The sequence below is a fragment of the Burkholderia sp. Ed8 genome, assembly GCF_040761425.1.
GTDB classification, from domain to species: Bacteria; Pseudomonadota; Gammaproteobacteria; order Burkholderiales; family Burkholderiaceae; genus Burkholderia; species Burkholderia seminalis.
In genome coordinates this window covers 655,002-673,980 of sequence record NZ_CP142889.1, presented here as the reverse complement: position 1 = coordinate 673,980, position 18,979 = coordinate 655,002, and the positions used below count along the sequence as shown (strand labels likewise).

Sequence of the window (18,979 nt, the reverse complement as noted above, 5' to 3'; positions counted from 1 at the left end):
CCGTCGTCCGGAACACCGCCCGGCGGGCGCGCGCGTGCTGGCACGCGTGTTGCGAATATCGACGCATCGCAACCCGTTGCCGGAGCCCGCCATGATGTCGACCCCACTTGCCGCGCGTTCGCGGCCGCCGCGGCGCGCCGCCGTTCGCCGCACCGCTGTCGGACTGTGCGCCGTCGCGCTGCTTGCCGCGGCGACCGCCTGCGCCGCGCAGATTCCGCCCGCGCCGCGTGCGGACGAGCCGCCCGGCGCACCGCCGCGCGCCGGCCTCGACCCGGCGCCGCCGGTCGGCGTGCCCGGCGGCGGCATCGCTCCCGACGCGCTCGTGTCCGGCACGCTGGCACGCATGACGATCAACCCGGAAGGCGACGTCGACGGTTTCGTGCTGACCGACGGCACGCTCGTCCGCCTGCCGCCGCATCTCGGCACGCAACTGGTCGCGCTCGCGCGGCCGGGCGAGCGCGTCACGGTGGCCGGGGAACGCCGCCTCGGCGACGACCTCCACGCGCGCGTCGTGCGCAACGACCGCACCGGCGCGTCGCTGTCGGACCAGCCGCCGGCACCTGCCGCGCCGATGCCGCCCGCGCTGCGCGGCGTCAATCTGACCCGGATCAGCGTGTCCGGCGTCGTGCGGCGCGTCATGCGCGCGCCGCGCGGCGAGCCGGACGGCGTGATGCTCGACGACGGCGCGATCGTCAAGCTGACCGTGCCGGCCGCCCAGCAATTCGGCGGGCTGCTCGTGCCCGGCGCGCGCGTGGCCGCGGTCGGGTACGGCACGCGCAACGCCTATGGCGAAGCGCTGCAGGCCACCGCGTTCGGTGCGCCGGGCCGCGTCGTGAATCTCTATGACGACGTCGCGCGCTGATCGTACGTCGTTTTCTCTTCATCCAATAAGGAGTCCTGCCATGCACTGGATCGATCCCGCCTGCCTGCCCGAAACGCGCGGCCGCGTCACGCAGTTCCTGCTCAACCCGCACGGCGACATCGACGGCCTGGTCCTGAACGGCGACCTGCAGGTTCACGTGCCGCCGCATCTGGGCCGCGAACTGGTTCGCCACATCGAGGTAGGCGACCGCATTCGCGTGCGCGGCGTCAAGATGCGCGGCGCCGAGACGATCGCCGCGGTGCAACTGACCGGGCGCCACGGCGTCGAGATCGTCGACGACGGGCCCGTGCACGGTACGCCGAAGCCGCCGCATGGCGGCCGCACGCCGATGGAGATGAGCGGCGAGGTCGCGTTCGCGCTGCACGGCCCGAAAGGCGAGCTGAACGGCGCGTTGCTGGAGAACGGTGCCGTGCTGCGGGTGCCGCCCCATGCGGCGGCCGAACTGAGCGACTATCTGCGCGCCGGTGTCCATGTCATGGCGTGGGGACAAGGCGTCGTCACGCGATACGGCGCCGTGCTCGATGTCAGCGAGATCGCCGAACTCGTCGATGCGGAAGACGAATGACCGCCCGTCGACCATGAAACCGACGCGCGCGCTCGAGGCGCTCAACTTTTTCCTGGCCGACGTGCAGGCCGGCATCGGCCCGTTCGTCGGCGTGATCCTGCTGTCGCGCGGCTGGAGCGCCGACGCGATCGGCTCGGTCATGACGCTGGCCGGGCTCGCCGCGATGGCCGCGACGCCGCCGGCCGGCGCGCTCGTCGATGCGCTGCGCGCGAAGCGCGCGCTGATCATCGTGGCCACCGCCGTGACGGCGCTCGCCTCGCTGGCGCTGATGGTCGCCGACGGCTATCCGGCGGTGGCGGCGTCGCAGATCCTGGCCGCCGTCGGCGGCGCGGCGCTGGCGCCGGCCGTCGCGGGCGTGACGCTCGGCATCGCGCGCCGGCAGGGTTTCGACCGGCAGTTCGGCCGCAACCAGATGGCGAACCACGCGGGCAACGTCGTGGGCGCGGCGCTCGCCGGCTGGCTCGGCTGGCATGCGGGATTCGACGCGGTGTTCGCGCTCGTCGCCGTGTTCACGATCCTCGCGATCGCGAGCACGCTGGCGATTCCCGGGCAGGCCATCGACCATGCGTGCGCGCGTGGCCTCGACACCGAGCCTGCCGCGCCGCGAACGCTTGCCGCGCACGACGACCGGCCCGCGGGCGCGCCGACGATGCGCGTCGGCGGCATGCGTACGCTGGCCTCGAACCGGCCGCTGGTCCTGCTCGGTGCGTCGCTCGCGCTGTTTCATCTCGGCAACGCGGCGATGCTGCCGCTCTACGGGATGGGCGTGGTCGCCACGCATCGCAGCAACGCGAGCATGTTCACCGCGCAGACCATCGTCATCGCGCAGCTCGTGATGATCGCGGCCGCGTGGCTCGCCCCCCGGTTGATCCGCGCGCACGGCTATTGGCGCGTGCTGCTGCTGTCCTATCTGGTGCTGCCGGTGCGCGGCGCGCTCGCCGCCGTGCTGATGAGCGAGGCGGGCGTCTGGCCGGTGCAGGTGCTCGACGGTATCGGCGCCGGCCTGCAGAGCGTCGTCGTGCCGGCGCTCGTCGTACGCCTGCTGCACGGCTCCGGCCGCGTGAACGCCGGGCAGGGCGCCGTCGCGACCGCGCAGGGCATCGGCGCGGCGCTCAGTCCCGCGCTGGGCGGCGTGCTCGCGCAGCACTTCGGTTATCCGGCCGCATTCGTCGTGCTGGGCGCCGTGTCGACCGGGTCGCTCGCGCTCTGGCTCGGCCATGCGCGCGCGCTGAGCAGCGTGTGCGGCAAGCCGGCCGATCTGCCGGCCACGTCGTCATGAACGTGCCTGTCCTCTCCATGTCATTTCCGACTTGTCCATGAATTCCGTTTCGCTTGCATGGCTGATTTCCGCGCTCGCCACGGCGGGCGTCATCGCGCGTCCGTTCGGCTGGCCCGAGGCGACCTGGGCGGTGAGCGGCGCGCTGCTGCTGGTCGCATGCGGCCTGCTGCCCGTGCATCCGGCGCTCGAGGCCGTCGCGAAGGGCGGCGACGTGTACCTGTTCCTGACCGGCATGATGCTGCTGTCCGAGGTCGCGCGGCGCGAAGGGCTGTTCGACTGGGTCGCGACGCGCGTCGTCAATCGCGCGCAGGGTTCGCCCCGGCGCCTGTTCGCGCTCGTCTACCTGGTGGGCGCGGTGACGACGGTCTTCCTGTCCAACGATGCGACCGCCGTCGTGCTGACGCCCGCGGTCGTCGCGGCCGCGCGCCGCGCGAAGGCCGAGCCGCTGCCGCTGCTGTACATCTGCGCGTTCGTCGCGAACGCGGCGAGTTTCGTGCTGCCGATCTCGAACCCGGCGAACCTCGTGCTGTACGGCGCGCGCATGCCGCCGCTCGGCGCATGGCTGGCCCACTTCGCGGTTCCGTCCGTCGTGTCGATCGCCTGCACGTACGGGATGCTGCGGATCACCCAGCGACACGCGCTGCGCGGTCGTTGCGAATCGGGCCTGCCGACGCGGCCGCTCACCGGCGGCGGCCGTATCGCGCTGGCCGGCATCGCGGTCACGGCCGCCGCGCTGATGGCGGTGTCGGCGCTCGATCTTCCGCTCGGGTTGCCGACCGCGGCGGCGGGTGTCGTCACGGTCGCGTGCGTGCTGGTTCGGGATCGCACGGCAGCCGTGCCGATCGTTCGCGCGATTTCATGGAGCGTGTTGCCGCTCGTCGCCGGGCTGTTCGTCCTGGTCGAGGCGCTCGACCGGAGCGGCGCGGTGCGTGCGCTGGCCGGGCTGCTGCGCGCGCTGACGGCAAGCGGCGAGCAGACCGCCGCGGCCGTGGCGGGCGTCGCGATCGCGCTGGCGTCGAATCTGGTCAACAACCTGCCGGCCGGACTCCTCGCGAGCTCGACGATCGACGCCGCGGGCAGCCCGCACCGGGTGATCGACGCGATCCTGATCGGCGTCGACCTGGGGCCGAACTTGTCCGTGACCGGATCGCTCGCGACGATCCTGTGGCTCGCGGCTATCCGGCGCGAGGGGCTGCAGGTCGGCTTCCGCGCGTTCCTTGCGGTCGGCGCGTGCGTGATGTTGCCGGCCCTGCTGCTCGCGCTCGCCGCACGGCTCGCGCTCGGCGCGTGACCGCGGTGCGCGGCGGCCGGCCGATTCCGGCTAGAACGCGTAGGCGAGCGACGCGAACAGGCTGCGCGGCGCGCCTGGCGTGACCCACAGGCTGTTGTAGGAGCTGACGTAGGTGGTGCGGTTGAACAGGTTGTTCAGCACGACCGACGCGCGCAGGTGCTTGTCGATCTGCACATAGCCGTTCAGCTGCACGGTCGCATAGGCCGGCAGGTCGAACCCGTCCTGCGTGTTCGCGGTATTGCCGGCCCGGCGTCCGACGTAGATCACGCCGGCGCCGGCGCCGGCCTTGTCCGCGAACGGCACCGCGGTTTCGTACAGGAGCAGCGCGCTGCCGCTCAGGCGCGGAATGTCGACGAGGCGTGCGCCGGGCGTCAGCACCGCGTCGCGCGTGACCGCGGCATCGACGTAGGCGACGTTGACGAGGCCGCGCACGCCGTGACCCAGGTCGCCGTTCCATTCGAATTCGACGCCGCGGCTGCGCACCTCGCCCGCCGCGCGGGAGAAGCCGGCGTTGGCCGGATCGGCGGTCAGCACGTTGCGCTTGTTGACGTGGAATGCCGCGACGGTGGCGAGCCAGCGTGCGCTGGCCCATTTCGCGCCGACTTCGTAGCCATGCCCCTTCTCCGGATCGAACGCGCGGCCGTTTACGTCGGCGCCGTTGTTGGGCCGGAACGAATACGCGGTGTTCGCATACAGCGACAGCGCGGGGCTCATCTCGTACACGATGCCGAGGCGCGGACTCAACGCGGTCTGCAACTGGTGGCTCGTCGTGCCTTTCAGGCGGTTCACGACCGACTGATGAAAGCGATCCCAGCGCAGCCCCGCGAGGATTTTCCAGTGCGGCCCGAACGCGAGCGTGTCCTGCGCATAGACGCCCTGGCCGTCGTCGCGCTCGAGCAGGTTGGTCGCGGTGCGCGGCACGGGCGCCGGCTGGCCGTAGACGGGATCGAAGATGTCGATCGCATACGGCGCGGCGGCCGTGGGTGTCGAGCGCGCGACGAACTGGTCGTAGTTGAAGCGGTACGCGTCGATACCCAGCACGAGCGTGTGGCCGATGCCGCCAGTGCGGAACTTGCCGGCCGTTTCGAGGCGGCCCTGCAGGTCGTTCGAGTGAAATGCGACTTGCCGGTAGCGGCGCCACAGCGTGCGGCCGTCCGGCTGCAGCGCGAATGCCTCGGACGAGCGGCCGGACAGGTCGGTGGTGCGCTGCGCGAAGCCGGCGTTGACCGACCAGTTCGCATCGACGCGATGCTCGAGCGTGAACTGATGGCCCGTGTTGCGCACGTCGAAGTCGCCGTCGCGCGGCTCGCCGAGGAAGCGCGACGCGGGAATCGCGCCGAGCTGCCCGCCCACCGCGACCACGCCGCGATCGAGCGGCGCGCGCTGGCGCACGCTCTCGAATTCGTAATGGAGCGTCGTGTCCGCGCCGATGTCCCACGTGAACGACGGCGCGAACAGGTAGCGCTTGCTCGACACCGTATCGCGGAAGCTGCCGTTGTTCTCGTTCATCGCGACGAAGCGGTACGCGAGCGATTTCGTCACGGGGCCGGTCGAATCGAGCGTCTCGCGCAACGCGCCATAGCTGCCGGCCGACACGCCGACGGTATTCGCGCGCGTGAACTGCGGCTGCTTCGTCGTGTAGCTGATGAGGCCGCCCGGATCGCCGCGCCCGTACAGCGCCGACGCCGGCCCCTTGAGCACTTCCATGCGCTCGAGGTTGACGGTGTCGCGCGGGACGCCGATGCCGCGATTCCACGAAAAGCCGTTGACGAGGTAATCGGTGCCGGACGTGTTGCCGTCGCCGGCGAAGCCGCGCACCGCGTAGTTGTCCCACAGCCCGCCGAAGCTGTTTTGCCGCGCGACGCCCGCGACCCAGTCGTACAGGTCCTCGCCGCGTGTCGCCGCGACGGTCCGCACGAGTTGCGCATCGACGCTGCTGACCGCGAACGGGATCTCCATCACGTCCGCGTCACCACGCGTGGCGCTCGTCGAGTCACGCGTGCGAAACGGCGCGCTCGCGCGCTGCCCGGCGATCTCGATGGTCGGCAGCGTCGCCTCCTGCGCGTCGGCGGTGCCCACGCCGGCCGCGCCGACGACGATGGCCATCGGTGCGGCCGCCCATTTCTTCCTGCTCATACCCTGTCCTTTGATGTGGTTGGCGTTCGGGCAGGGCTGACGGTTGCGCATCGGCATCTGTGTTCCAAACGGTACATTTGCGCGGAAATTTAATGTAAATGAGAGGCATTTGCAATCGTAAGCTCGTATTTTTGTGTGCGACGCGATGCGGCTCGTCACAGGCACGCGGCCATGGAAGTTGGTGCAATCGGTGGATTTCGTGAATTCCGAATGGCGGGAATTTACGACGAGCTCAGGACCTGGGAAATCGCCGGGGTTGAGCCTTGATAGCACTATCCAGTCGAATTTTTTCCGGGTAAACGAGGATCGGTTTGGCGTTATTCGCGAACTGGACAGTTTGACAAATCCCGTAATTCGGGATTAAAGTGATCTCCACTTCATTCAAACCGTCGAGCGGACGCATGAACATCCCACAGTTGGACATCGATGCCGGAACACGAAGCGGGGCGGGCGTCGTGCTCGCCACGGCGCGCGACGCGGGCGTCGACGTCTGTTTTGCGAACCCCGGTACCACCGAGATGCCGTTCGTCGGTGCGCTGGATACCGTGGCGGGCGTGCGCCCGATCCTCGGGCTGTTCGAGGGCGTATGCACCGGGGCGGCCGACGGTTACGGCCGCATGGCCGGCAAACCCGCGATGACGCTGCTGCACCTCGGGCCCGGGCACGCGAACGGCATTGCGAACCTGCACAACGCGCGCCGCGCCCGCACGCCGATCCTGAACATCGTCGGCGATCACACGCGCGATCATCTGAAGTACGACGCGCCGCTCACGTCCGACATCGAATCCCTCGCTCGCCCGGTGTCGGTGTGGTATCGCAGCGTGGCGCGCGCCGCGGATCTCGCGACGGATACGGCCGACGCGATTGCGGCCGCGATGGCCGCGCGGCGCGGCGTCGCGACGCTCGTGCTGCCGGTGGATCTGCAGTCGGTCGCGGTGCGCGGCGGTTCGGTGTCGCCGGCCGTCGTTCGCGCGGCCGCGGTGTCGTTCGACCGAACCCGGGTCGAGCGGGTCGCCGATCAGTTGCTCGGCGGCCGGCCGGCCGTGCTGCTGCTGGGCGGCCGCGCGCTGTCGGCACGCGGGCAGCGCGCGGCGGCGCGCATCGCGGCGGCGACCGGCGCGACCTGCTTCGGCGAGACGTTTCCGGCGCGCGCCGAGCGCGGCGGCGGCCTGCCGGACATCGACCGCCTGCCGTATTTCCCCGAGCCGGCGCTCGCCGCGCTGGCCGGCCGGCGCGTGGTGCTGGCGGGGGCGCTCGCTCCCGTCACGTACTTCGGCTACGAAGGCATTCCCGGCGAACTCGCGCGCCCCGAGGACATCGTGACGCTGGCCGAGCCGGGCGACGCGGCGGACGACGCGCTGGACGCGTTGGCCGCGCGCATCGGCGCGTCGGAGGGCGCCGGCGGCGTGCCCGTCGAGCGCTGGCAGGTGGAAAGCGGGCCGCTGACGCCGCAAGCCGTCGGTCGCGTGCTGGCGAATGCGCTGCCCGACGACGCGATCGTGTCGATCGAGGGCGGCACGTGCGGTTATCCGTTCGTGACCGCGTCGGCGCGCGCGCGCCGTCACACGATCCTCACGAATACCGGCGGCGCGATCGGCCAGGGTTTGCCGGTGGCGCTCGGCGCCGCCGTCGCGTGCCCGGCACGCCGCGTGTTCGCGCTGCAGTCCGACGGCAGCGCGCAGTACACGATCCAGTCATTGTGGACGATGGCGCGCGAGCGTCTGCCGATCGTCATGCTGATCGCCTCGAACCGGCGCTACGGCATCCTGCAGACCGAGCTCGCACGCGGCGGCCTGCCGGCCGACACGCCGCACGCGAGCCGCCTGACGCTGCTGGACGATCCGCCGATCGACTGGCTCGCGCTGTCGCGCGGCTACGGCGTACCGGCCGAGCGTACGAGCACGGTGCAGGCGCTGTCCCAGGCGCTCGACGACGCACTCGCGCACACCGACGGGCCGCGGCTCATCGAAATGTGCCTGCCCTGATCGCGCCGCCCGCCGACTTCTTCACTCCCGACTCTGATCTTTCATCGTTATGGACCTGCAACTCCACGGAAAAGCCGCATTCATCACCGGCGGCAGCATGGGCATCGGCAAGGCGGTCGCGCTCGAACTGGCGCGCGAAGGCGTCAACGTCGCCATTGCCGCGCGACGCCTCGAACACCTCAAGGCCGCCGCCGCCGAGATTCGCGCGACGCTCGCGCCGCTGGGCGACGCGGCCGGCGCGATCCTGCCCGTCACGCTCGACACGACCGACATGGCGTCCGTCGAAGCGGCGATGGCGGCGAGCGTCGAACGTTTCGGCCGGCTCGACATCCTGCTGAACGGCGCCGCGCATCCGGGCGGCCTCGTGCGCGCGGAGCTGGAGCACGCGGATCCGCAGGGGCTGCTCCAGGACATCGACATCAAGGTCGTCGGCTACCTGCGTTGCGCGAAGGCGGCAGCGCCCTACATGCGGCGCCACGGTTTCGGCCGGATCGTCAATGTCGGCGGGCTCACGGGCCGCGGCAGCAAGCAGTTGTCCGGCATGCGCAACGTCGCGATCGTGCACCTGACCAAGACGCTGTCCGACCAGCTCGGCCCGTTCGGCATCACGGTCAACACGATTCACCCGGGCGTCGTCGAGACCCCGCACATTCACGAGCTCTACGAGAAGGAAGCGCGGAAGCAGGGGCTGACGGCCGCGGAGGTCGAGGCCAACTACGTGAAGGTCACGCCGATCCGGCGCGTGCTGCAGCCGGAGGAAATGGGATGGATCGTGGCGTTTCTCGCGTCCCCGAAGTCCGGCTCGATCACCGGCGAGTCGATCGGCTGCGACGGCGGGCTCACGCGCGGCATTTTTCTCTGACACAAGGAGCATCGCATGACTGCAACCGTACTGGTCGCCACCGCCGGACAAGGCATCCTGCGCTCGAACGACGACGGCAAGACCTGGCATCGCCTCGGGCTGGACGAGCCCATCGAGTTCGACGGCATCGTGCGCGCGCTCGCGGTGGACCCCGCGACGCCGTCGCGGGTGTATGCCGGTGCCGATTCGGGGCTGTGCATCAGCGAGGATGGCGGCGCGCACTGGTTTCGCCCCGAGAACCTGCTGAACGGGCAGACAGTCTGGTCCGTCGCGATCGATCCCGCGAATCCGGCCGTGCTGTATGCGGGCACCGGCGCGCCGTCGCGCGCCGCGCTCTACAAGTCGAGCGACGCGGGTCTGACCTGGGCGCGAACGGCTCCCGAGTTCCCGGAGTTCTGTTCGGGCGTCAATCGTCCGCGGCTGCTGACGATCTGCGTGGACCCGGAGGACGGCCGCAACGTGTGGTACGGCGTGGAGGAAGGCGGCGCATGGCGCAGCCGCGACGCCGGTGCGACCTGGACGCGCGTGGACGGCCCCGGCACGGCGATCCGCAACAGCGACATTCATGCGATCGCCGTGCTGCCCGCCGGGCCGCACCAGCCGAAGACCACGGTGCTGCTGACGGTGAACGCGGTGCACGTGAGCGACGACGACGGCCTGACCTGGGACGGCAAGCTGTCGCGCGACCGCTTCGACGGGCTGTACTACACGCGCACGGTCGTCCAGCTGGCGGCGCCCGGCGGCGACCTGCTGATGGCGATCGGCGACGGCACGCCGGGCACGCGCAGCCGTATCTACCGCTCGCCCGATCGCGGCCGTGCATGGCACGAGACGGATCTGCGCACGCCGCCGAATTCGACGTTCTGGGCATTCGGCGTCCATGCGGCGCGGCCCGGGCTCGTCTATGCGGGGACCAAGTACGGGCACCTGTTCCGTTCGCACGACGGCGGCCGGAGCTGGACCAAGGAATGGCGCGACTTCAGCGAGATCACGGCCGTGGCGTGGACGCCGTTCGAAGCGCCGCTCGTCGCCCACGCGCAGTCGACGCATTGAGCGGAGCGAGCGATGACCCAGCCTGACCTCCAGCAACGAGCGGCGCATGCGAACGCGCTTGGGCTGCCGCTGCCGGTACCGCGCGTGCAGCGCACGCACCTGTCGCTGTTCGTGCGCGATCCGGTGCGCTCGAGCATCTGGTATGCCGACGTGCTCGGCATGACGGAAACCGCTCGTGGCGAGCAGTGGGTGTTCATGTCGTTCGGCCAGAAACACCATGACATCGCGCTGATTCGCGCGGCGTCCGATGCGGAACTCGGCACGATCGGCCTGCAGCACTACGGCCTCGAAATCGCGGGCGGCCTGACCGAACTGCGCCGGCTGTACGGGATGCTGATCCGTCGCGACGTGCCGATCGTGAAGATCACCGATCACAAGGTCGGGATCGGCGTGTATTTTCTGGACCCGGACGGCAACCGGCTCGAATTCTTTTGCGAAACCGTCACGGACGACGAGGAAGGCAAGCGCGTGCTGCACCGGTACAACGCGCCCAGCGATCCCTTCCAGCTCGAACCGCTGTTCGACTGACGCGCCGTCCATTCATTCCGACATCATCGATACTTTATAGAGGATTACTGATGAGCAAGATCGCCAATTTCGAAGGCTTTCATATCCGCAAGTGGTATACGCAGATCGAGGATTCGCTCGCGAACGAGACCGGCCAGCTCGCGGACGGCGAGCCGCTGCGCAAGATCGTGATCGCCGCGGCCGTGCACAACCCGTATGCGGGGCGGTACAGCGAAAATCTTGACGATCTCGTACGCCCGTCGCCGGCGCTCGGGCAGGAATTCGCGCGACGCATCGCGTCGCTCGCGGCGGGCCAGGCGATCGAGAGCTACGGCAAGGCGTGCCTGGTCGGCTCGGCGGGCGAATACGAACACGGCAACGCGTTCCTCACGTCGATCTTCGCGGAGCCGATCCGTGCCGCGCTCGGCGGCGGGAAGTCGTGGGTGCCGTCGAGCGGCAAGCGCGGCCCGATCAACACGGTGATCGACGTGCCGCTCGCGCACAAGGATGCGCTCTACGTGCGCTCGCATTACGACACGGTGACCTGCCTGTTTCCCGACGCGCCCAACGACGACGAAGTGCTGGTGATCTTCGCGTTCGCGACGCGCGGCCGCCTGCACGCGCGGCTCGGCGGCCTGAAGGCGAGCGAGATCGTCGGTCGCGACGGCCTGGTGTGAAAGCAGGGGCTGCCGGAGAGCGAATGATGAATACGGTGTCCGTCAAGGATGGATGGGTCGAGAGCGACGGGTTGCGGCTGCACTACGTGAGCTGGGGGCGCGACGATGCGCCGGCCGTGGTGATGCTGCACGGCTTGCGCAGCTACGCGCGGACGTGGGAGCCCGTTGCCGACGCGCTGGCCAACCGCTACCGGGTCGTTGCGCTCGATCAGCGCGGGCGCGGGCTGAGCGACTGGGATCCGAGGCGGGACTATTACGCGGCGGCCTACGTGCGCGATCTCGATGCGCTGGTGCGCGCGCTCGACCTGCGACGATTCGTGCTGGCCGGGCATTCGATGGGCGGCGCCAATGCGTTCGTCTACGCGGCATCGAATCCGGACCGGCTTGCCGGTCTCGTGATCGAGGACATGGGCCCGGGCGCGTCGGCCGGCTCGCAAGGTGCCGAGCGCATCAAGCGCGAGCTGAAGGAAACGCCGGACGCGTTCGCGTCGTGGGACGACGCGCGCGCATTCTGGCGGCATCAGCGGCCGAACATCGCGGAATCCGCGCTCGATTCGCGGGTCGCACACTCGCTGAAGGAAGACGCGCACGGACGGATCGTGTGGCGGCACGACGCCGCCGGGATCGCGGCGGCACGGCTGGCCGCGACGCCGGAGCAGCTCGTCCATCTGTGGCCGCTCGTCCTCAACCTGCACGTGCCCACCCTGCTGCTGCGCGGCGGCGCGTCGGACTTCCTGTCCGCGGAAGTGGCGGCCGAAATGGCGGCCGCCAATGCGGGAATCGAACGGATCGACCTGCCCGGCGCGACGCACTACGTGCATGACGACCAGCCCGATGCATTCAATCGCGCACTGCGATCATGGCTCGATCGTCTCGACGATCCGGCGTGGCGGACGGGGGCCGACGCATGAAGGCGAACAATCCGGAGCGGACATCGGTCGCGATCGTCGGCGCGGGGCCGAACGGCGTGGCGATGGCGAATCTGCTCGGCCTCTACGGCATCGCGACGGTGATCGTCGAGAAGGCCGCGGAGATCGTCGAATTTCCGCGCGCGGTCGGCATCGACGACGAAGCGTTGCGGATGTTTCAGACAGCCGGGCTCGCCGATGAACTGAGCCGCGACATCATCCAGAACGTGCCGCTGCGCATGTTCAAGGCGAACGGCGAATGCTTTGCCGATATCCGCCCGTCGATCCGCGAATTCGGCTGGTGGCGGCGCAACATCTTCATGCAGCAACTGGCCGAACGAACGCTGCGCGCCGGGCTGGCCCGCTATCCGCACGTGTCGCTGCGGACCAGTCAGGAAGTGGTGGATGTCGAACAGGACGACGGAGGCGTCACGTTGCAGGTGCGCCGCGCGGACGGCCGGCAGTACGCGCTCCAGGCCGACTACGTGGTCGCGGCCGACGGCGGACGCAGCCCGATGCGCGAGCTGCTCGGCGTCACGCTCGCCGGCACGACGCATCCGATCAAGTGGGTCGTGGTCGACGTGAAGAACGCCGGCCTCGACCAGCCTTGCACGGCGCTGAACTGCGACCCGCGCCGCCCGAACGTCTGCATCTATCTGCCGTTCGATTTCCGGCGCTGGGAATTTCTCGTGTTTCCGCACGAGGACGAAGCGGCGATCGCCCAGCCCGACTCGATTCGCGCGCTGATCGCGCCGTACGTCGACGACATCGATCGCGTCGAGATCGTGCGGGCGCGCACCTACACGCACCATTCGCGCGTGGCCGAGCGTTTCGTCGTCGGTCGCGTGGCGTTCGTCGGCGATGCCGCGCACCTGAGTCCGCCGTGGATCGGCCAGGGCCTGAACGCGGGCCTGCGCGACGTGGGCAACCTCGCGTGGAAGCTGGCCGGCATCGTCCGTGGCGCGTTGCATCCCGGCGTGATCTCGACGTACGAATCCGAGCGGCGCGATCACGCGAAGGCGATGATCGACCTCGCGGACACCTTCGGCGCGATGCTGATGCCGACCAACCGGCTCGTCGCGTTTCTGCGCGATCGCGTCCTCGGGCTCGTCCGCTTTGCACCGGGGCTGAAGGACTACATCCTGCAGATGCGATTCAAGCCGATGCCGAGCTACACGCGCGGCATCGTGCTGCCGGGCGGCTCGGATGCGGTCGGCAGGATGATCGTGCAGCCCGACGTCGAAACGGCCGATGGCCTGCGCCGCAAACTCGACGACGTGCTGGGCCCGTGGTTCTCGATCGTCGGCTGGCAGTGCGATCCGCAAGCGTGCCTGAGTGACGACGATCGTGCGTACTGGACGTCGCTCGGCGCGACCTTCGTGCAGGTCAGCCGTTCGCGCAGCGGGACGAGTCGCGCCCGGCGCGTGACCAGCGTGCACGGCAGCGCCTGCGTCGAGGACGTCGACAACGCGCTGGCGGCATGGTTCGACCGGCATGCCGGCCCGCTCGTGGTGGTGCGCCCCGATCGCTACGTGGCGGCGCAGACGGACGCCGCGGGGATGGCCCGCGCGACCGCGGCCTTTCAGGCGTTCGCGCCGCGACAACGGGAGGAAGCGCATGTTTGTTGAGCAACGCACCTATACGCTGGTGCCGGGCGGCGTCGCCGAATATCTGCGGCTGTATGCGGAATGCGGGCGCGCCGCGCAGGAGCGGGCACTCGGCACGATGATCGGCTGTTTCGCGACGGAAGTCGGGCCGCTGAACCAGCTCGTCTATCTGTGGGCATTCGATTCGCTCGACACGCGTGCGCGGCGCCGGGCCGCGCTGATGGCCGATCCCGAGTTCGGGACGTTCCGCGGCAAGGTCCGGCATCTGCTCGTCAGGCAGGAAAACCAGATTCTCCGGCAGGAAATCGGCGGCTTGCTGCAAGCGCCGCAACAGGCGGCGTGACACGACCGTCGCACCGTCCGCGCCCACCGCGCACTTTCAACCGAGGGTACCGTCTTGATTCCGTTTACGCCGCTGACTTCGCGCATGGTGCCTGATGCGTGCGCCGATTACCCGCCGCTTCGTCTGTATGTCGATGGACGGTTCCTGCCGGCCGACGGCCGGCGCACGCAGCCCGTCGTCGATCCGGGCAACGGCCGCGTGCTCGGCGACCTGCCGCATGCGACGCGGGCCGATATCGACGCCGCCGTGCATGCCGCGCATCGCGCGTTCGCGGCATGGCGCCGCGAGTCGCCGCTCGTGCGCTCGGACATCCTGCGGCGCGCCGCTTCGCTCGTGCGCGAGCGCGCCGAGTCCATCGGCCGCCACATTACGATGGACCAGGGCAAGCCGCTTCGGGAGGCGGTCGCGGAGGTCGTGTCGTCCGCGGAACAGCTCGAATGGCACGCGGAGGAGGGGCGTCGCACCTACGGCCGCGTCGTGCCCGCGCGTTCGCCGGACGTGATGCAGACGGTGCTGCGGGAGCCGATCGGCGTGTGCGCGGCGTTTTCGCCGTGGAATTTCCCGTTCAGCCAGGCGATGCACAAGATCGCGGCCGCGCTTGCGTCCGGGTGCACGCTGGTGCTGAAGGGGCCCGAGGAATCGCCGAGCGCGATCGTCGCGCTCGCGCACCTCTTCCACGATGCGGGGTTGCCGCCGGGCTGCCTGAACATCGTGTGGGGTGTGCCGGGCGACGTGTCGACGCAGCTGATCGAGGCGCCGCAGGTGCGCAAGATCTCGTTCACCGGTTCGGTGCCGGTCGGCAAGCGGCTGGCGGCGCTCGCCGCGTCGCACATGAAGCGCATGACGATGGAGCTGGGCGGACACGCACCGGTGATCGTCTGCGCGGATGCCGAGATCGAGCGCGCCGCGACGATGCTGGCCGCGTACAAGTTTCGCAATGCCGGGCAGGTGTGCGTGTCGCCGACGCGGTTCTTCGTGCAACGCGCGGTATTCGACCGCTTCGTTGCCGCGTATCTGGAAGCGGTCGGCAAGATCCGCGTCGGCTACGGACTGGAGGAGGGCGTCACGATGGGGCCGCTCGCGCATGCGCGGCGCGTGTCGGAGATCGACGCGTTCGTCGCCGACGCGAAGGCGAACGGCGCGGCGATCGTCGCGGGCGGCACGCGTTTGCCGGGGCCCGGCCATTACTTCGCGCCGACGGTCGTCGTGGCGCCGCCGCGCGAGGCGCGCCTGATGAACGACGAGCCGTTCGGCCCGATCGTCGGGATCGTGCCGTTCGATGCACTCGACGATGCGCTCGCCGAGGCCAATCGTTTGCCGTTCGGCCTGGCGTCGTACGCATTCACGACATCGGCACGCAACGCGCACCGCATCGGCCGCGCGCTCGAGGCCGGCATGGTCAACATCAATCACTTCGGCATGGGGCCGGCGGAGATCCCGTTCGGCGGCGTGAAGGACAGCGGCTTCGGCAGCGAGGGAGGCACGGAGACCTTCGACGGTTATCTGGTCACCAAATTCATCACGCAACTGAACTGACGGTGCGCGCGCCGGCGCCCGCGCGCGGCGTCGCGCCAGCCTTCAGGTAGCTTCGCCGATCTGCGCGGTGGCGTCGATCAGCAGCTTGCCGAGCACGTGCTCGTCGAACAGCGCGAAGTGCTCGGCGCGAAACACCAACGACAGGCTGCTGTTGATCTCGCCGCTGCTGGCGGTGCGGATCGGGGCGGCGATGCCGACGAAACCGGCGTCGAGTTCGCCGCGCGAGATCCAGTAGCCGGTCTCGACGATCTGCTGGCAGTGCCGCCAGAACTGCGTCCAGTCGGCCGCGAACTCGCCGAACGCGGCGTTGTGCCGTTCGTGCAGCCGTTTCAGGCGCGCGCGCGACATCGCGGCCACGATCACTTTCGACGACGCGCCCTGGAACAGCGGCATGATGCGGCCGCGGCCGAAACCGAGCTGCAGGTTCTCGGCGCCGGTTTCGTGCATGACGTTGATGATCTGTTCGTCGAACAGCGTCGACACGAGTGCATCGCCGCCGGTGACCTGGACCAGTTTCTGGATGACGGGCTTCGCGGCGGTGAGCGTCGGGTCCGACTGCCGCATGTTGTAGTCGAGATGGATGATGCGCGGGCCCAGCGTATAGCGGCCGTTGGTGCCGACGAGCAGGCCGACGGAAGCCAGTTCCTTCACGTAGCGATAACACGTGGTGCGTGAAAAACCCAGGTGTTCGGCGATTTCCTCGGCGGTCATCGACGTCGCGGACGAAGAGAAGACGTCGAGGATGGACAGCATTTTGGTGAGGCTCGACATGACGTGATCCGGAAATCAGGCGGCTTGCGGCAATGGAACGGGACGATCGGAAACGGCTCGCGCCGCGCCGCGGTCGCGGGTGACGCGACACATCGGCGACGGCAGGGCCGTAGTCTAACTTAAGTCGTGGCGGCGGCAACCGGACTCGCATCAAGGAAGGCGCGTGACACATGCCACTGACGGTCCCGAGATCGCGTCGCGTCGAATCGATCTGGAATCCTATGTTGACGATGAAGATGACGCAACCCGGTACGGCCTGCGTGCGGTCCGGCTCGCGGACGCGACGCGCGAAAATTCGATGAGGAGAAGAAGATGGGAACGTGGTTGAAGATGATGGCGCTGTGCGGCTGCGGTGCCGTTTCGCCGGTGTTCGCGCAGTCGAGCGTGACGCTCTACGGTTCGCTGGACACCGGCATCACCTATACGAGCGACGTCGCATCCGCGCCGCACGGCGGCCGCCAGCTCGCGCTCCAGGCGGGCGTGTCGCGCAACGACGTGTGGGGTCTGACGGGCAGGGAAGATCTCGGCGGCGCCAACTTCGCGGTATTCCGGCTCGAAAGCCAGTTCCAGACATCGGACGGCACGCTGACCGTGCCGGGCTCCGCGTTCAGTTCGCAAGCCTACGTCGGGCTCGGCGGCGACTGGGGCACCGTGACGCTCGGGCGCCAGTTCGATTTCGTCGGCGATCTCATGCCGTCGTTCGCGATCGGCGCGAACACGCCGGCCGGGCTGCTCGCGTGGGGCTTGCCGGCGAACGCGTCGGCGGGCGGCGCGCTCGACAACCGCGTGTGGGGTGTGCAGGTGAACAACGCGGTGAAGTACGTGAGTCCGACGTTCGGCGGTGTCGCGTTCGGCGGCATGTGGGGGTTCGGCAACGTGCCCGGCACGGTCGCGCGCGGCAGCGTGCAAAGCGCGATGCTGTCCTACACGCAAGGTGCATTCAGCGCCGCGCTCGCCTATTTCGGCCAGCACGACGTGACGGCCGGCGGCAATCTACGCAACTTCTCGGGCGGGGCCGGCTACAACGTCGGGGCGTTCCGCGTCTTCGGCATGGTGTCGGACGTCCGGATCAGCGCCGCCGCGCCGCTGCGCGCCACCACCTACGACGCCGGGTTGACCTATGCGGTCACGCCCTCGTTGCAGCTCGGCGGCGGTTTCCAGTACCAGCAGCGCGGCGGGGACATCGGCTCGGCCAACCAGATCACGCTGAGCGCCGACTATTCGCTGTCGAAGCGCACCGGGCTGTACGCTGTGTTCGCGCGCGGGCACGACAGTGCTTACGGCGCCCAGGTCGAGGCCGCGCTCGGCGCAGCGGCGGCAGGCGCGTCGCAGACGGCGGTGCGCGTCGGGGTGCGGCATCAGTTCTGACCGCACGGGAAAGCCCGGGTTGCCGCGTGCGGCAACCCGGCCCGCGGGTCGCCGCGCTCAGAACCGGTGCATCATCCCGATCCGCAGCGCCAGCTGGTTGCGGCCCGACGACTGCCCGACCGTGCCGAGCACGTGCGCGTAGTCGAAGTCGGTACCGGTGTTGCCGGTTGCATGCTGGTACGCACCCTGGATGTAGGTCGATGTCCGCTTGCTGAGGTCGTAGTCGAGCATCATCGACAACTGGTGCCAGCTCGGCGATACGTCGCCGGCCGTCGTGGCGACATGCGCGTGCGTGAACGTATAGGCGGCGCCGAGCCAGAGGTCCGGCCGGAAGAAATACTGGCCGTTGACCTCGAAGTTGTCGAATTTCCACGCGTTCTGCGTGCCTGCCGCGGGCGGGTTCGCGAAGTAGAGATTCGACTCGGGGTGGGTCACGTCGACGTGCGAATACGCGGCGGAGAGCGTGAACGTGTCGCTGAACTTGTATGACGCGCCGGCATCGATGTTCTGCTGCGAGCGGCCGCTGAATACCGTGTCGTCGCTCGACAGCGCGCCGCCCGCGGTCGCGCCGCCGTTGTTCGCCTTCAGGTAGGCGACGGCGGCGGAGAACGCGCCCATCTGATACTGCACGGCCGCGCTGTAGACGCGGTTTCGCGCGAAGCCGCCCGCCTGGTTCGAGAGGCCGTAGAGTACTTCGCCCTTGAAACCGGCATACGCGGGCGACACGTACTTGACGCTGTTCTGGATGCGGTAGTCCCAGTCGGCGTTGTCGTTGTCGTACGGGTGCGCGCCGAAGTCGCCGAGCCAGTTTCCGGTGGCCGTGAACGGGCTCCACATGTCGAGCGTGGGGTCGTACTGGCGGCCGAGCGTGAGCGTGCCGAACCGGTCGGAATCGAGGCCGACATAGGCCTGCCTGCCGAACATCCGGGACGTCACGCCGAGCGCGCCCGTACTTGCGTTGAAGCCGTTTTCGAGCTGGAACAGCGCTCTCAGGCCGCCGCCGAGGTCTTCGGTGCCTTTGAGTCCCCAGTTGCTGCCGACGGTGTCGCCGCTGACCATCTGGTAGGCCTTGCTGCCGCCCGCGTTGCTCGTGAAATTGACGCCTTCGTCGATCAGCCCGTACAGCGTCACGCTGCTCTGCGCATGGGCCGTCAGGCCGAATCCCATCGCGCCGGCGGCCGATACGGCCGCAATCATCTTCTTCATCG

At 69.3% G+C, this 18,979-nt stretch carries 17 protein-coding genes; 14 read left to right on the top strand and 3 right to left on the bottom strand.

Going from position 1 to position 18,979, the window contains the following annotated elements:
* Window positions 1-91 precede the first annotated feature (91 nt).
* Genes VXM69_RS37240 through VXM69_RS37225 form a run of 4 tightly spaced genes read left to right on the top strand, consistent with a single transcriptional unit; the run spans window position 92 to window position 4,018 of the window.
* Window positions 92-862: a hypothetical protein gene (locus VXM69_RS37240; protein ID WP_059562546.1), complete on the top strand. Its 771-nt coding sequence runs from the start codon at window positions 92-94 to the stop codon at window positions 860-862.
* 40 nt (window positions 863-902) lie between these two features.
* Window positions 903-1,448, top strand: coding sequence for a hypothetical protein (locus VXM69_RS37235; protein WP_226252631.1), 546 nt, complete (start codon window positions 903-905; stop codon window positions 1,446-1,448).
* A 13-nt stretch (window positions 1,449-1,461) separates the two neighbouring features.
* Window positions 1,462-2,727, top strand: a complete 1,266-nt coding sequence (locus VXM69_RS37230) for an MFS transporter (protein ID WP_049032425.1) — start codon at window positions 1,462-1,464, stop codon at window positions 2,725-2,727.
* Between the two features lie 37 nt (window positions 2,728-2,764).
* Window positions 2,765-4,018 (top strand): arsenic transporter, encoded by a 1,254-nt coding sequence (locus VXM69_RS37225; RefSeq protein ID WP_034191834.1) that lies wholly within the window; start codon window positions 2,765-2,767, stop codon window positions 4,016-4,018.
* A gap of 30 nt (window positions 4,019-4,048) precedes the next feature.
* On the opposite strand, the gene VXM69_RS37220 is transcribed toward VXM69_RS37225, so the two are convergent.
* Window positions 4,049-6,154 (bottom strand): TonB-dependent siderophore receptor, encoded by a 2,106-nt coding sequence (locus tag VXM69_RS37220; RefSeq protein WP_367190470.1) that lies wholly within the window; start codon window positions 6,152-6,154, stop codon window positions 4,049-4,051.
* A gap of 401 nt (window positions 6,155-6,555) precedes the next feature.
* Here VXM69_RS37220 and VXM69_RS37215 point away from each other — a divergent pair, with 401 nt between their 5' ends.
* The 9 genes from VXM69_RS37215 to VXM69_RS37175 all read left to right on the top strand — a co-directional run bounded on the left by VXM69_RS37215 (window position 6,556) and on the right by VXM69_RS37175 (window position 15,632).
* Window positions 6,556-8,139 carry an acetolactate synthase large subunit gene (locus VXM69_RS37215; protein ID WP_367190469.1) on the top strand — a complete coding sequence of 528 codons (1,584 nt, stop codon included), beginning with the start codon at window positions 6,556-6,558 and terminating at the stop codon, window positions 8,137-8,139.
* A gap of 49 nt (window positions 8,140-8,188) precedes the next feature.
* On the top strand, window positions 8,189-9,001 hold the full coding sequence (locus VXM69_RS37210) for an SDR family NAD(P)-dependent oxidoreductase (RefSeq protein WP_367190468.1): 813 nt from the start codon (window positions 8,189-8,191) through the stop codon (window positions 8,999-9,001).
* 15 nt (window positions 9,002-9,016) lie between these two features.
* Window positions 9,017-10,054, top strand: coding sequence for a sialidase family protein (locus VXM69_RS37205; protein ID WP_049036230.1), 1,038 nt, complete (start codon window positions 9,017-9,019; stop codon window positions 10,052-10,054).
* 12 nt (window positions 10,055-10,066) lie between these two features.
* The gene (locus tag VXM69_RS37200; RefSeq protein ID WP_367190467.1) at window positions 10,067-10,582 is read left to right on the top strand and encodes a VOC family protein; all 516 of its coding nucleotides are present in this window, start codon (window positions 10,067-10,069) and stop codon (window positions 10,580-10,582) included.
* A gap of 50 nt (window positions 10,583-10,632) precedes the next feature.
* Window positions 10,633-11,238, top strand: a complete 606-nt coding sequence (locus VXM69_RS37195; protein WP_034191828.1) for an amino acid synthesis family protein — start codon at window positions 10,633-10,635, stop codon at window positions 11,236-11,238.
* A gap of 26 nt (window positions 11,239-11,264) precedes the next feature.
* Window positions 11,265-12,149 carry an alpha/beta fold hydrolase gene (locus VXM69_RS37190; RefSeq protein WP_367190466.1) on the top strand — a complete coding sequence of 295 codons (885 nt, stop codon included), beginning with the start codon at window positions 11,265-11,267 and terminating at the stop codon, window positions 12,147-12,149.
* A complete protein-coding gene (locus VXM69_RS37185) occupies window positions 12,146-13,774 on the top strand; it encodes a bifunctional 3-(3-hydroxy-phenyl)propionate/3-hydroxycinnamic acid hydroxylase (protein ID WP_367190465.1) in 1,629 nt (542 codons plus the stop codon). The genes VXM69_RS37190 and VXM69_RS37185 overlap by 4 nt, the downstream gene beginning before the upstream one ends.
* Window positions 13,764-14,096 (top strand): NIPSNAP family protein, encoded by a 333-nt coding sequence (locus tag VXM69_RS37180; RefSeq protein ID WP_034191827.1) that lies wholly within the window; start codon window positions 13,764-13,766, stop codon window positions 14,094-14,096. Before VXM69_RS37185 ends, VXM69_RS37180 begins: the two co-directional genes overlap by 11 nt.
* Before the next feature lie 84 nt (window positions 14,097-14,180).
* Window positions 14,181-15,632 (top strand): NAD-dependent succinate-semialdehyde dehydrogenase, encoded by a 1,452-nt coding sequence (locus VXM69_RS37175; RefSeq protein ID WP_175027740.1) that lies wholly within the window; start codon window positions 14,181-14,183, stop codon window positions 15,630-15,632.
* A 42-nt stretch (window positions 15,633-15,674) separates the two neighbouring features.
* On the opposite strand, the gene VXM69_RS37170 is transcribed toward VXM69_RS37175, so the two are convergent.
* Window positions 15,675-16,403 (bottom strand): IclR family transcriptional regulator, encoded by a 729-nt coding sequence (locus VXM69_RS37170; RefSeq protein ID WP_034191825.1) that lies wholly within the window; start codon window positions 16,401-16,403, stop codon window positions 15,675-15,677.
* A 312-nt stretch (window positions 16,404-16,715) separates the two neighbouring features.
* On the opposite strand from VXM69_RS37170, the gene VXM69_RS37165 reads away from it, so the two are divergent.
* The gene (locus VXM69_RS37165) at window positions 16,716-17,771 is read left to right on the top strand and encodes a porin (protein ID WP_124670012.1); all 1,056 of its coding nucleotides are present in this window, start codon (window positions 16,716-16,718) and stop codon (window positions 17,769-17,771) included.
* Between the two features lie 57 nt (window positions 17,772-17,828).
* Here the strand turns inward: VXM69_RS37165 and VXM69_RS37160 are convergent, their stop codons facing one another.
* Window positions 17,829-18,977 (bottom strand): porin, encoded by a 1,149-nt coding sequence (locus VXM69_RS37160; protein ID WP_367190464.1) that lies wholly within the window; start codon window positions 18,975-18,977, stop codon window positions 17,829-17,831.
* Window positions 18,978-18,979 lie beyond the last annotated feature (2 nt).